The 13,075-nt window shown below is 48.2% G+C and carries 11 protein-coding genes; 3 read left to right on the top strand and 8 right to left on the bottom strand.

Going from position 1 to position 13,075, the window contains the following annotated elements; all coding sequences use genetic code 11:
* The first annotated feature begins 59 nt into the window (after positions 1 to 59).
* On the top strand, positions 60 to 2,255 hold the full coding sequence (locus B5D42_RS15100) for a B12-binding domain-containing radical SAM protein (protein ID WP_078832356.1): 2,196 nt from the start codon (positions 60 to 62) through the stop codon (positions 2,253 to 2,255).
* A gap of 7 nt (positions 2,256 to 2,262) precedes the next feature.
* Here B5D42_RS15100 and B5D42_RS15095 read toward each other — a convergent pair whose 3' ends face one another.
* From B5D42_RS15095 to B5D42_RS15075, 5 genes are all read right to left on the bottom strand, one after another.
* Positions 2,263 to 4,647, bottom strand: a complete 2,385-nt coding sequence (locus tag B5D42_RS15095) for an ABC transporter permease (protein ID WP_078832355.1) — start codon at positions 4,645 to 4,647, stop codon at positions 2,263 to 2,265.
* Between the two features lie 129 nt (positions 4,648 to 4,776).
* Positions 4,777 to 5,445, bottom strand: coding sequence for a response regulator transcription factor (locus B5D42_RS15090; RefSeq protein ID WP_078832354.1), 669 nt, complete (start codon positions 5,443 to 5,445; stop codon positions 4,777 to 4,779).
* A complete protein-coding gene (locus B5D42_RS15085; protein WP_139367189.1) occupies positions 5,442 to 6,191 on the bottom strand; it encodes a sensor histidine kinase in 750 nt (249 codons plus the stop codon). The genes B5D42_RS15090 and B5D42_RS15085 overlap by 4 nt, the downstream gene beginning before the upstream one ends.
* A 14-nt stretch (positions 6,192 to 6,205) precedes the next feature.
* Complete coding sequence (locus B5D42_RS15080; protein ID WP_139367188.1) at positions 6,206 to 6,823, bottom strand: hypothetical protein; 618 nt, start codon at positions 6,821 to 6,823, stop codon at positions 6,206 to 6,208.
* 29 nt (positions 6,824 to 6,852) lie between these two features.
* Entirely contained in the window at positions 6,853 to 7,683 is an 831-nt protein-coding gene (locus B5D42_RS15075; protein ID WP_139367187.1) for a hypothetical protein, read from the bottom strand.
* Positions 7,684 to 7,866: 183 nt separating this feature from the next.
* Between B5D42_RS15075 and B5D42_RS15070 the strand changes: the two genes are divergently transcribed.
* The gene (locus B5D42_RS15070; RefSeq protein ID WP_078832350.1) at positions 7,867 to 9,150 is read left to right on the top strand and encodes a hypothetical protein; all 1,284 of its coding nucleotides are present in this window, start codon (positions 7,867 to 7,869) and stop codon (positions 9,148 to 9,150) included.
* Between the two features lie 32 nt (positions 9,151 to 9,182).
* On the opposite strand, the gene B5D42_RS15065 is transcribed toward B5D42_RS15070, so the two are convergent.
* The 3 genes from B5D42_RS15065 to recF all read right to left on the bottom strand — a co-directional run bounded on the left by B5D42_RS15065 (position 9,183) and on the right by recF (position 12,012).
* A complete protein-coding gene (locus B5D42_RS15065) occupies positions 9,183 to 10,448 on the bottom strand; it encodes a thioredoxin family protein (RefSeq protein ID WP_078832349.1) in 1,266 nt (421 codons plus the stop codon).
* Positions 10,449 to 10,554: 106 nt separating this feature from the next.
* Positions 10,555 to 10,836: a DciA family protein gene (locus B5D42_RS15060; RefSeq protein ID WP_078832348.1), complete on the bottom strand. Its 282-nt coding sequence runs from the start codon at positions 10,834 to 10,836 to the stop codon at positions 10,555 to 10,557.
* Between the two features lie 21 nt (positions 10,837 to 10,857).
* On the bottom strand, positions 10,858 to 12,012 hold the full coding sequence (gene recF / locus B5D42_RS15055) for a DNA replication/repair protein RecF (protein ID WP_245825715.1): 1,155 nt from the start codon (positions 12,010 to 12,012) through the stop codon (positions 10,858 to 10,860).
* A 34-nt stretch (positions 12,013 to 12,046) separates the two neighbouring features.
* Between recF and pyrR the strand changes: the two genes are divergently transcribed.
* The gene (gene pyrR, locus B5D42_RS15050) at positions 12,047 to 12,568 is read left to right on the top strand and encodes a bifunctional pyr operon transcriptional regulator/uracil phosphoribosyltransferase PyrR (protein WP_078832391.1); all 522 of its coding nucleotides are present in this window, start codon (positions 12,047 to 12,049) and stop codon (positions 12,566 to 12,568) included.
* Positions 12,569 to 13,075: the final 507 nt, after the last annotated feature.

The following is a 13,075-nucleotide window of genomic DNA, read 5'->3' as shown; positions in this document are numbered from 1 at the left end:
AGGCAGATTGGCCCGATAATTAAATTTAAGAAATACTTTTGCATTCTAAAAGCCCCGATTTGAGCAAACCCGTTTTCCTGCTGACGCCTCCTTTTACACAACTGAATACCCCTTACCCGGCCACGGCTTACCTGAAAGGTTTCCTGAATACCAAAGGAATTGCTGCCTCGCAGGCCGACCTGGGCATTGAAGTAACGCTGGCGATCTTCTCCAGGCAGGGACTGGAAAAACTGTTCGACCGGGCTGCCGGCTGCACTGAAAAATCTGACAATGCGGCAAGGATCATTGCTTTAAGAGAGGATTATATCCATACCATCGATGCTGTTGTATTATTCCTGCAGGGAAAGAACCCTACACTGGCACATCAAATCTGTAAACGGAATTTCCTGCCCGAAGCCTCACGTTTTGCACAGGTGGACGACCTCGACTGGGCTTTCGGAAGCATGGGTATGCAGGACAGGGCCAAACACCTGGCAACCATGTACCTGGAAGACCTGTCTGACCTGATCAAGGAATGCATCGACCCACATTTCGGTTTCAGCAGGTATGCAGAAAGACTGGGCCGTTCGGCGAACAGTTTCGACGAATTACACAGCTTTTTACAGCAACCCTATACGTTCACCGACGAATTGCTGATAACGCTGCTGGAAGAAAAAATGGAGCAGGTGCAACCCGGACTTGTGGCGGTGTCTGTCCCTTTTCCCGGTAATCTCTATGCGGCCTTCCGTTGTGGTCAGTGGATCAGGCAACACCATCCGGAAGTGAAAGTGGTGATGGGCGGTGGTTTTGCCAACACGGAATTACGTTCACTGTCAGATCCGCGGGTATTTGATTATTTCGATTTTATCACGCTCGATGATGGTGAAGCGCCTATCGAGAACCTGTTACGGTATATCGATAATGCTATTACGGAAACTGGATTGAAACGAACATTCATGCGGAAGGATGGGGCAGTGGTCTACATGAACAATGCCACCTGCGGTGATTATAAACAAGGCCAGGTAGGCACGCCTGATTACAGCGACCTGCTGCTCGACCGCTATATTTCAGCCATAGAAGTGGTTAACCCCATGCACAGTCTCTGGAGCGACGGGCGCTGGAATAAGCTCACCATGGCCCATGGCTGTTACTGGGGCAAATGCACGTTCTGCGATATCTCACTCGATTATATACGCTTGTATGAGCCTGCTACTGCAACATTGCTATGCGACAGGATGGAGGAAATCATCGCGCAGACCGGGCAGAACGGTTTTCACTTTGTGGATGAAGCCGCACCACCCGCACTCATGCGTGCCCTGGCACTGGAGATCATCCGCCGCAAACTGAATGTAACCTGGTGGACGAATATCCGTTTTGAAAAAAGCTTTACCCGCGATCTCTGCCTGCTGCTGCGCCAGTCGGGCTGCATTGCAGTATCTGGCGGACTGGAAGTAGCTTCCGACCGGTTGCTTGAGCTGATTCAGAAAGGGATCACTGTTGCACAGGTAGCACGGGTGAACAGGCATTTTACGGAAGCCGGCATCATGGTTCATGCATACCTGATGTATGGGTTTCCTACACAAACCGCGCAGGAAACCATCGATTCGCTGGAAATGGTGCGGCAGATGTTCGAGACCGGCATACTCCAATCAGCGTTCTGGCACCAGTTTGCAATGACAGCACACAGCCCGGTAGGACTTAATCCGGAAAAATACCAGGTTAAAAAAGAAACAGAAGCGATCGGCAGTTTTGCCAATAACGATATTGTTCATACCGATCCCACCGGTGCAGATCATGATTCTTTCAGCTTCGGGTTGAAAAAATCACTTTTCAATTATATGCATGGCAAATGCCTGGATCTGCCCCTGCAGAAATGGTTTGAATTTAAAGTGCCGAAAACCACCGTAGATCCGGATTATATCCGTAAAGCGCTGGATGCCGACCTGCACGTAAGCGCCAAACCAACAGCAAAAGTGGTGTGGCTGGGCGGACAACCTGTTGTGGAACATTTTGTGAAATCCAAAAAGGGGAATCAGTGGGCCATGACATCGCTTACTTTCCAGGGTAAGAGGGAAACGCTGAATATCCGCGTGAGCGAAGCGCAGGGCACCTGGCTCGCAGGCATACTGGAACAGTTGTCTCCGGCAAAAAGCAAAGTCATGACGATCCAGGAGATCAAAGACAATTATGATGCGGCAGGACTGGAAGATTTTGAGCTTTTCTGGGATAACAAACCCGTAAACGGGCTGTACAGGGTTGGTCTGTTAACCCTGTAACTCCCCATCATTCCGTCCCGATACTTTTCACCGGGTTGGCCATAGCCGCCCTGTAAGCCTGTATGCCCACTGTGAGCAAAGTGACCATCACAGCCGAGATACCTGCAAGGGCAAATAACCACCAGCTGATACCCGTACGGTATGCAAATTCATTGAGCCATTGGGACATGATATACCAGGCCACCGGAACAGCGATCAGGAAGGCGATTGCTATCAGCTTGATAAAATCCCTGGTAAGTAATGTGATGATAGCTGATGCAGATGCGCCCAATACTTTACGGATCCCGATCTCCCTGGTTCGCTGTACAATGCTGAAAGCAGATAAGCCAAGCAGACCCAGGCAGGAAATGAAAATAGCCAGTGCAGAAAAAATGGTGAACAGCCTGCCGAAGCGCTCTTCGGCCTGGTACAGGTTGTTGTAAGTATCGTCTGTAAATGCATAGATCAGCGGCATTCCCGGCATAATCCCTTTCCATGCTTTATCGATGAGCTGCAATGAGGCGCTTGGATCTTCCGTATCGAGCGTAAGCGTAATAAAGGTGAAATTACCCGGCAGTATACGCAGCGTAAGTGGCTTTACTTCTTCCCTGAAAGAGTTGAAATGAAAATCGCGGATCACACCGCCAATCGTGCCCGACTGCCTGTTTTGCTGCAACCGTTTACCTATAGCAGCAGCGGCATTCTTATAACCGAGACCTTTGATCAGGGTTTCATTCACCAGCAGACTGGCAGTGTCTGAAGCATTATAGAAATTATGTCCTGCCAGTAACTCAATGCCATATTGCGGCAGGAAATCCTGGTCAATATAATAAATATCCGTTTCGGCAGTTTGCATATTTCCGTTTGCGTCTTCGGTTTCGGTCATTCTTTTTAAAGTAGGCCTGCCCGGAAGACAAGATGAAAGTGAAACTTCTTTCACGCCCGGAATACGTAACAATTCCTGCTTTACAGCTTCCGAACGGCTGCTGATCCGGTTATCGAAATGAAAATCGATGTAAAGCTGGTGCGTTTTCCTGAATCCGAGATCGCGGTTCTGCATGTAATGAAGCTGGGTATAAACGATCAGGGTAGCAGCTATGAGTACAATGGAGATGGTGAATTGTACCGTTACAAGTGATCTGCGTAAAGCAAGTCCCTGCGTACCTGTGCTGAAGCGGCCTTTCAGTCCGTTGAGCGGCCGGAATGCCGCCATGAAAAATGCAGGATAGATGCCGGAAAGTATGCCGGTAACAAGTGAAACGATCAGCAACAACAATAACTGCGAACGGTTTCCTGTAATATGCTGTATCACTTCTTTCCCCGCCAGTTTATTGAATGCCGGTGTGAGCATGATGATCAGTATCAGCGATACACAGAAAGCGATCAGCGCAATCAGCGCGGCGTCTGTCAGGAACTGGAAACGCAATTGTTTTCCCGACGCGCCCAGCACTTTACGTACACTGATCTCTTTGGCACGCTGTAATGAAAAGGCAGTGGTAAGGTTGATGAAATTAAAACAGGCGATCAGCAGCACAAATACTGCAATCGCTGAAAAGATATAAATATTGCTGACATTGCCAGTAACCGCACTGCCCGAACGGTTGCCCCGCGGTTTACCATGCAGGTAAATATCCGTAAGCGGCTCTGCGCTGACCTGGTAACGGGACGGCAGATCTTTATAGTACTGCCCCAGGAATGTATTGAGTTTCCGGTTAAACACCTGCAGATCTGTATGCGGCGGTAAAAGGAGATAGGTATAAAAACCAAATGCCTTCCAGTTTGATCCACGATTCGGATTGTATATTTTCAGCAGCGTTGAAAGCGACACCAGGATATCTGCCTTGAAATGTGCATTCGATGGCATGTCTTTCATAACGCCTGTAACAACCGCAGGCTGCCCGCCGTCGAGGTAAAGTGTCTGGCCCACGGGATTACTGCTGCCGAAATACCGTTTTGCCGCAGTTTCAGAAAGAACCATATTGAAAGGCGCTTCCAGCATAGTGCTCCTGTCGCCGCTCAGCAGCGGGAAACTGAAAACCGAAAACAAAGAAGCATCCGCATATGCTACTTTTTCTTCGCTGAATGTGTTGATGTCTTTCTTTACGATGAAGTAATCGAGCAGGAGCCGGGTTGATGCCTGTATTTCCGGAAAGGCTGCCTGCAGCGCTGGTCCCATTGGTGCAGAACTGCCCTCATAAGCGATCGCACCTGAAGGCGATTCCACATCCGTGATCACACGATAGATACGGTCTGCATGTTCATGAAAACCATCATAGCTGCTTTCGAAGCGGACATACGATACCACAAAAAAGCAGACTGTAAGGCCGATCGACAGGCCTGCGAGATTGATCAGCGAAAACAGCTTGTGTCTGCGGAGGTAACGAAAACTGGTCTTGAGGTAATTTCTGAACATGGGCAATAATTTAGCAGTGCTTTTATCCCCTAAAAAACGTACCAGAAATGATTTGCAATACTGTATTGCGTTCCGGGGTGGCGGGTGCCCGGGTAATTGTCCGTTTGTGGTACCGGGTGTCCGGTTTCGTTACAGTTTTTCAGGATCCTGTAACGACAATACACCATTCTTCAGGCAGGCGAGAATAATGCCGATCCGCGTTTTAACATGAAGTTTTTCGCAGAGAAGATCGCGGTAGTGCTCGGTGGTTCTCACAGAAATGCCCATCACATGCGCAATCTCCTTGTAACTTAATTCCGAGGCACAGAGTGTAACGAACTGTTTTTCCTTATCTGTCAGTTTTGGGCCCGGATCGGCGCTGCCTTCATGCTGGAGCGACCTGACCAGGTTGCCGCTCACGAGGTCATTGATATAATACCCTTTGGAAAAGATCTCGCTGATAGCCCTGTGCAGATCGGTTGAGTTGGATTCCTTCAGCACATAACCGCCGGCACCGGCTTTGAGCATATTGATAATAGCGGTTTCTTCATCGAACATGCTCAGCGCAAGCACCGGGATATGCGGGTAGTTGACGCGCATCCACCGCGTGGCCGTATACCCGTCCATACCCGGCATGTTGATGTCCATCAGTACCACATCCGTATCTGCATGCTGTGGCATTTTCTTCTGAAGCTCTTTGCCGTTAGGCGCTTCAAATCCGATCTCTATATCATCGAATTCCAGCAACAGGTTAGCGATACCCGATCTGAACAGGGTATGATCATCTACCAGTGCTACTTTTATTTTCTGCTGTTTCATGACGGTATGTATGGAACCTGTATCCGGATGGATGTACCGGCGCCCGGCGCTGCTTCTATCTGCAGCGACCCGCCGATGAGAGCGGCTCTTTTTCTCATATTGTTAAGACCCATTCCCCCCGATGATGCCGACAGTGCTTCGGGCAGGTGAAACCCATTGCCATTATCGCTGATGCCGAGCTGAAGCTTGTCCTGCATGTAATCAAAATTAATCTCTATGGCCGATGCTTCTGCATGTTTTACGATGTTGCTGATGGATTCCTGCAGCAGGCGGAAGAGAACAAGGTTTTTGTTATGCTCGCTGAACTGCATTTCTTCGGGAATGTTACTGTTGAATGTGATCTCGTAATAATCGCTCCGCTGCAGCCAGTTGATCTCCTGGCGGATCGCCGCTGCCAGCCCCTGTTCCAGCACCTGCTCGCCATGCAGCACGCGGCTCAGCTGCCTGAGTTGCTGTAAGGAACGTTTCACCAGTTCCTGCGCATCGGTTATTTTTCTTGCAGCTTTTTCCTGCTGCTGCAGATCAACTGAAGCGAGCGTGGCATTGGTAAGACTGAGTAGCTGGCCGATATTGTCGTGCAGCTCTGTGGCCAGGTGCCTGCGGATCTGTTCCTGTACTTCCAGGTGCGCCTGGAGTAATTCTTCTTCTGTCTGTACCAGTTCTTCTTTATGCCTGATCTGGCGTTTGCGGTACTTGATCAGGAATGAAATGAAAATGCCCGACATGAGCAGGGTCATGCAGATCATGGCGGCGGTTCCGATTATAACAGGTTCTGTGGCGTCCGCCTGCAAAAGAATGCTATGGTTAAACAGGTATATAGGATGGCGTTTAAAAGATTGCTGCAAACTGAAAAAACGGAAAAGAAATGTCCGAATTCATTGATAGCAGAAAAATACTGAAAAAAGGACATCAGGAAAAATTCCCCGGCATGAAAGATCATCAGCCCGATGCTGATCCAGAAAAAAGGGTCATTGGTAAAACCCGGGGTTTCCATATTTTCCACCTGCTGCATCAGGTAGAGATAACTCCAGTAAACGGTACAGGCACAGCCCGCAATAAAAGTATAGGAGTTGAAGGAACGGATGCCCTGCAGGAAAGCTATGTTCACCCCAATCGCAAGAACCAGTATTACACAGCTGGCCGCTACATATTTCCTGGCCCTTGCAGACCCCAGCAGCCGGTAATAAATCCCGGCATAAAAGATAAACTGGAACGCATTCAGCAGGTTGAAGATCCAGTTGTTGCTGTTGTTGATTTTGTACAACCGGAAAAAGGTTCCCCATTCCACTGCATTGACCAGCAGCAGCAAAACAAGGAACCATCGCAGCAACTGCGGACGCAATTTCCCCAACCGGATCAGGCATGCCAGTAAGGCCATGATTTCAAACAGGAGATATATGCGTTCCGTTAACATCCCGGTTCAGGATCATCTTCAGGTAAACAATTGCCATAGCAGGTATTGGGCGGGCAGAGGCCGCCGTTGTTCAGTACACCATGTGATCGCTCATCGTACAAGATATCAATCACATTACCATCTTCATCGACCAGATCAAATTCTACAGTCAGACGTTTCTGGTAACCGATAGAATCTGCATCCGGCTCGTTTGCCATATAAGACGTGAGTCTTAACCATACAAATGCAACATCCGGCTGCAGCGCGTCATCGGCGTTGATAGCCCCGATCAGTTTCTCTATTTCCTGCAGGTGAGAATGTTTATGCAGCACACTTTTGGTTTCAGCCGGGTTTTCACCTGGCATGTTACCAAAGATCTGGCCCAGTCTTTTACGGCAGTCATCATTGTATCTTTTCACCCGCTGGTTGGCCACATCATTATTCTGCACGAGAACGATACGTTTGTTGAGTTCTGTGATGATGTAATATTTTTTGTCGTCTTTATAATTCATATCCAGTTCGTCTACACATGTTGTATAGGAGAATACAACTGTAAGCTGATTCTCCATGCCTTTTGGTGTTAACGGATCCGAGGTGCTGTTGCCGAACTGACCGATGTAGATCCGCAACCCTTTTTTGGGGGTACTGATCAGCGAACTGATGAAGTAAAGGAACTTGTCGACCTTCCATTTCATGATATATTCCGGCTGCAGGGTGCCGTTGCTGAGGATTTCAATGGCGGGACGTTTGTTCTTTTCGTGCCAGCTTTTACGGCCGGTACTCACAATCGGATGTACCCACATATCGATGGATACATTGCCTGTTGGATTTTTGATCTCGGGCATATTAGTTTGTTTTGGTGACAGGACAATATTACCAAAGGCACGGCCTGCATTTCCCCGTTCTTTTCCCATCCGTTACCCCGTAATAATACGGGGCCATGCTTCGTAATAGTACGCTTTACCTGCTGTATTTCAAAGCTGATTTTTGTGACGTTATCACAATTGTCATTCACATAATTACCGGCTATGAAAAAGACTGTTGTATTGTTCTCCTTCCTGCTCTGCGGCGCATTCGTCCATGCCCAGCATTTTACCGCAGGGTTTGAGAAAGCTACCGATACGCTGAACAGGAAATCGAAGGATAACCTGGTGTACAGGGTTAACCTGCGTATTCATATTAACCAGGCCGACAGCGTTAAAAACTACCGTTTATTGCTGTTGCCCGATTATGCAGCATCTTCCTTACCTGCAACCGAATACGAAATCGCAACACCATATCCTATGCTGGGCGACCTGAACGGAATAGCTGTTTTCCCTTTCTTTATGACCATTAAAAAAGATTCAGCTACTGATCATCAGCGTGCAGTGAAACTGCGTATTGTGGTCAGGAATATTGTTACGGGCGAAGAGGTTAAAAACACAGACAGCCTTCGCGAGATGACGCTGGTAACAAGTCCGGCTCCGCCAGATACCGTCATCAATAATTACAGCTACCTCGCTTATGTGGGAACCAACTTCGACCTGGTTGACGGGATCAAAGCCAAACATTTTTTCTTTGCCAGCAACATATTACTGCAGCCCTCTGCGCGCAATCATGTGGGCGCTTATGTAAGCCTGTATGGCAACAGAACGATGACCACTACCGATTCTACAGGGCTTATACGAAGAGTCTACCAGATCCGCACTTTAACAGATACCACTTACATGCGCTATTCAGAACAGGCCCGGCTCAAACGGAACCGTGTATCTGATAATCTCGGCGCTTATTCGAGTGCGCTCATCAGGCTGGGGAAAGCGAGCAGCGAGGATAATACCATCAAACTGTATTATTCACCTTCGCTTGAATTCGTGTGGCGCCGGACAGCTACCACCTCATCGTACGACAATAGTTCCAACCGCGATTCAACGATCGTAAAAGGAACGGGTGGGGGAAGTATTGATTTTGGAAATACATCTACTTACTATGCCAACGAATTCAATTTCAATGCAGGCCTGCTTAGCGTTATGATCGTTCACGAAAACAGGCAGATCAGCCTGCGGGTGCATGCTTCTGTAGGGTACAGCGCCAGTTATTACCCGTCTGTTGCGTCACAGATGAACAACGATATGGCAGATCATTATGAAAGCAGGCATGATGTGTTTTTCAGTGGCCGCGCCTGGATCACGGAAGCTACAACCGGTATTACATTACAGGCTGAGATCACCAATAATCTGAAATACCCGCGGCCATTTTACGGCGTAACACTCTCCAAAGCCATCAACTTCAAAAACCTTGGAAATATTTTTCAACCGGTCGTGAGGGGGAATTAAACCCGGTTGAAGAAACAGCGGCGGCGGGTTGCTTATGGTTTCCCGTTCGCCGCATTTTTTTTCATACGCTCCAGATCTGCTTCCAGCTGTTCGGTGAAACCATATTTTTTATTATCGCCTGAAACCATATCCAATGCCTTTTGCGCGCAGCCGATCGCTTTCCCGGTATCCCCTTTTTTATAAAGCACATGGGCATAGGTATTCCAGATAATGAAATCGGTGGGAAACCTGTCGGGTTTGAGTGCGATCGCTTTTTCAATAAGAAACAGTCCGTGCTTCAGCGTCGCAGCATCTTCAAAATGATCTGCCAGGAATCGCGCTGCGTTATTCAGATCCTGCGCCAGTTCATTCCGGAACAGTTGCGTAGTGTCATTGGAAGTAGCCGCCGCAAGTTTTTCAAGTTGTGGTATTACAAGTGCGAGATAGGGTTCTTTCATTTTATTGGAACGATAGAAAAGTTCCTCATAGTTCAGATTGTCCGGCAGTTGTGCTGCTGCGGGAGCAGTGCTGTTCAATGCCAGGAATTTCCGCAAATCAGCCGTATCGCCTTTTTTCACCATCAGATGCGCTGCGATGCGTATGCTCATTTCGAGCTGTTCGTTCAGGGGACGTGTAAATTGTGTGTCTGCTGCAATCCTGCTGTAATTCTTCCATAAAAGCAGGAATGTTTCGCTGCTGAGGGGGAGTGTGGCAGTGTTGTCGAGGATCAGTTGTATGGTTTGCGGTGAAACTCTTGCGCCGGAAGGCAGCAGGCGCAGGTATTCGTCATATTCTTTAGAACTCTCCATTTCAAGCCTGGCACGTTTCTGCAGATAACCTTTCATGAATGCCGTATCATGTTTTTGTTTCGGGTAAGCTTTCAGCCATTCACCGATCGGTTTACCATTGTTTTTTTCAGCAACTGCAAGTTTTGCCTTTTTGATCATTTCCGATCTGGTAAACATTCCTGAAGCACGGTAGATCAGCTCGCCTTTGCCATTGATGAAAAGATAAGTAGGGTAGCTGCTGACACCGTATTTTTTAGCTAGCTCGGGGCCGGGACCGGATTCTGCGTCCAGTTTGATATTGATGAACCCGTTATTGTATACATCACCCACATTCTGCGTGCTGAAAACGGTTCTGTCCATTTCTTTACAGGGTGAGCACCAGTTAGTATAGACATCCACAAACAGCAGGCGGTCTTGTTTTGATGCCAGCTTCAGCTGCGCCTGCCAGTTGCCCGGCGGATTGAAACGAATGCCCTGTGCGGCAATAGTACCGGCAACAAAAAGCAGCAGGACAGAAAGAGATATACGCATAACATGGTTTTGGTGAAAATAAAATCCTGTCAGCGTATCTGCGTAAAGGGACCGGTTAACTGTCTTTATAAACGATTGTAATGCTGTTAAAAATGAAAAGCAGCCCTTAACTGATCACAACATCGGAGATCACTTTCTCGCCAAATTCTTCATTGATGCGATCTATGATCTGTTGCCGCTGATACATCAGTTCGTTTTTGAGCGGGCCTACAGAAGTGCGAATAAACAGTTTGTAATTGATGATCTGGATCTTGTCCGTATATCTTGCAATGGTCTTGCCCATCAGTTTTTCCCATACCTCTTCGATCTGCACGGCGCGTAAGCCGTTGCGGTGCTGGCTTTTACGGATATAGCCTTTCAGTGCGTCGCCGATATGGTATTCAGACATACTGCAAAGATAAGTATAAATTTACGCCGGAGCCTGACCGGTTTGTTCAAGTTCGATCAGCTGGTAACTGGTCAATCCGTCCAGCTGTGCCCGCAGTCTTTCGGGGTGAGTATCCGTAATGAACACATGCCCGTCGCTTTCCGTACAAACCCATTGGAGTAATTGCGACATCCGTTGCTCATCCAGTTTTTCGAAAACATCATCCAGCAGAAGGATAGGGGTAAAACCTTTCTGTTCCTTCAGAAACTGCCATTCGGCCAGTTTAAGCGCAAACAGCAGGCTTTTACGCTGTCCCTGCGAGGCTTCGGAGCGGAACGGGTGATCCTGCATGCGGAAAATAAGGTCATCGCGGTGGATGCCGCGTGTGGTTCGCTGCAGCAGCAGATCTTTGCTTCTTGCCTGCAGCAGTAATCCGCTCAGATCGCCGGAAGCCAGTAGCTGGCTTTCGTAAGCGAGTGCAAGGGCATCTTCGCGGCCTGCTATCCGGTTATAAATGGAATGCACCATAGGCAGGAAGGAATGCAGGAATTGCTTTCTTTCTGTGAAAATATAATTACCTCTTTCGCTGAGCTGTTCGTCGAGTATATCCAGTAACGATTCATCGGGCTTCCCGGCATCTGCGTATTGCTTCAGCAGGCTGTTGCGTTGCTGCATGATCCGGTTATAAGCAATTAAGTGCTGGAGGTATTGGGCATTTACCTGGGATAAAAGCGTGTCGATGAATTTTCTTCTTTCCTCGCTGCTGCCGGTGATCAGCTCAACATCATCCGGCGCAATCATTACGCTGGGGAAACGGCCGATATGATCTGAAAATCTTTTATAGGCTTCCCCGTTGAGCGTGAGTTCCTTGCGGTTGTTTTCGCGTACCACGCAGGTCAGTTCGTGCTGATTTCCGTTCAGCCCGTACCTGCCTTCCAGCCGGAGGCCCGCAAGTCCATGGTGTACATTCTGGCTGTCCGGCCGGGAAAAATAACTTCTTGAGAAACTGAGATAATAAATGGCATCGAGCAGGTTGGTCTTGCCGGTGCCATTCAGTCCGCAAATACCCACAATGCGTTCAGAAAAGTCGAATTTCTGCTGCAGATAATTGCGAAACTGAACAATGGTTATGGAGTGGAGCCGGAGCATGACCGGCAAAATAAAGAACTGTTGGCTGAATAATTCATGCCGTATCACAGAAAGCGTTTATTTTTATTTAAAAATTAAGGGTTTGAAGACGATTTTATCAGAACAGCAACTTGGACTTACCGTAAAAAGGCTGGCACACCAGATACTGGAAAATAACCTGGATCTCCGTAATACGGCTATTATCGGCTTACAGCCAAGAGGCGTGTATCTGAGCGACCGGATCGTTGAAGAGCTAAAAAAGATCACAACGGGAGGGGAGCCGGATTACGGCAAGCTGGATATCACTTTTTACCGTGATGATGTGCGTAAAACCCTTCATATTGCCAATGCAACCGATATATCATTCAGCATCGAGAACAGGCATGTGATCCTGATCGATGATGTATTGTATACAGGCCGTACCATCAGGGCTGCACTGGATGCGCTGCTCGATTTTGGAAGGCCATCAAAAGTATCGCTTTGTGTACTGATCGACAGGCGCTTTAACCGCGAGCTGCCCATCCAGCCCGATTATACCGGCAAAACCATCGATACCATCATTTCCGAGAAAGTAAAAGTATGCTGGAAGGAAAAAGACGGAAAGGAAGAAGTGTTGTTGTTTTAGGTATTGCAGTTGCGGGGCAGCGAACATCTTCAATAATTAAAAATTGTCCGTCAGGTGACCACAGGTGTTCGGAAGATATTTCGATTCTCCAGGCCACTTCAAATTCATTGCTTCTGGTCGCTCAGGCCGCTTGGCCCCGTCTCTGCTGACGTCTCCCGCAGGGGACTCAGCGCAACACGCACTTGCTATTCCTAAAGCTGTTTATAGATTCAATCTTCAAGTGGATGCCAGACCGGTGTCGCTCAGGCCGCTGGGCCTCGTCTTTGCGCCAGCGCTGCTTTGGCCTCTATCGGAATGTGCTGCGCATCATCCCGATTACCTTTGCTTCGCTCGGTACCGAACCCAAAGAGGCGCCTCTGCAAAGACTGGTAGGATCTTTTGGTTAATGGTTAATCGTACCGATCAAAGTCCGTCTGCACTGCGCCGTTGTTGGTCGTCTTACCAACACATTATCGCAGCAGACATCTCACTTTTCTGCAAAAAAAACGCTCTCTCAACCCACTGTCT

It is taken from the genome of Sediminibacterium ginsengisoli, assembly GCF_900167075.1.
Taxonomy (GTDB): Bacteria; Bacteroidota; Bacteroidia; order Chitinophagales; family Chitinophagaceae; genus Sediminibacterium; species Sediminibacterium ginsengisoli.
Note: the sequence above shows the minus strand (reverse complement) of the source record. Positions and strands in the feature narration are given on the sequence as shown.

Coding starts and splice junctions, on each gene's coding strand:
- B5D42_RS15095 (WP_078832355.1), bottom strand. CDS start 4,647: ATGTTCAGAAATTACCTCAAGACCAGTTTTCGTTACCTCCGCAGACAC.
- B5D42_RS15090 (WP_078832354.1), bottom strand. CDS start 5,445: ATGAAACAGCAGAAAATAAAAGTAGCACTGGTAGATGATCATACCCTG.
- B5D42_RS15085 (WP_139367189.1), bottom strand. CDS start 6,191: ATGATCTGCATGACCCTGCTCATGTCGGGCATTTTCATTTCATTCCTG.
- B5D42_RS15080 (WP_139367188.1), bottom strand. CDS start 6,823: ATGGCCTTACTGGCATGCCTGATCCGGTTGGGGAAATTGCGTCCGCAG.
- B5D42_RS15075 (WP_139367187.1), bottom strand. CDS start 7,683: ATGCCCGAGATCAAAAATCCAACAGGCAATGTATCCATCGATATGTGG.
- B5D42_RS15070 (WP_078832350.1), top strand. CDS start 7,867: ATGAAAAAGACTGTTGTATTGTTCTCCTTCCTGCTCTGCGGCGCATTC.
- B5D42_RS15065 (WP_078832349.1), bottom strand. CDS start 10,448: ATGCGTATATCTCTTTCTGTCCTGCTGCTTTTTGTTGCCGGTACTATT.
- B5D42_RS15060 (WP_078832348.1), bottom strand. CDS start 10,836: ATGTCTGAATACCATATCGGCGACGCACTGAAAGGCTATATCCGTAAA.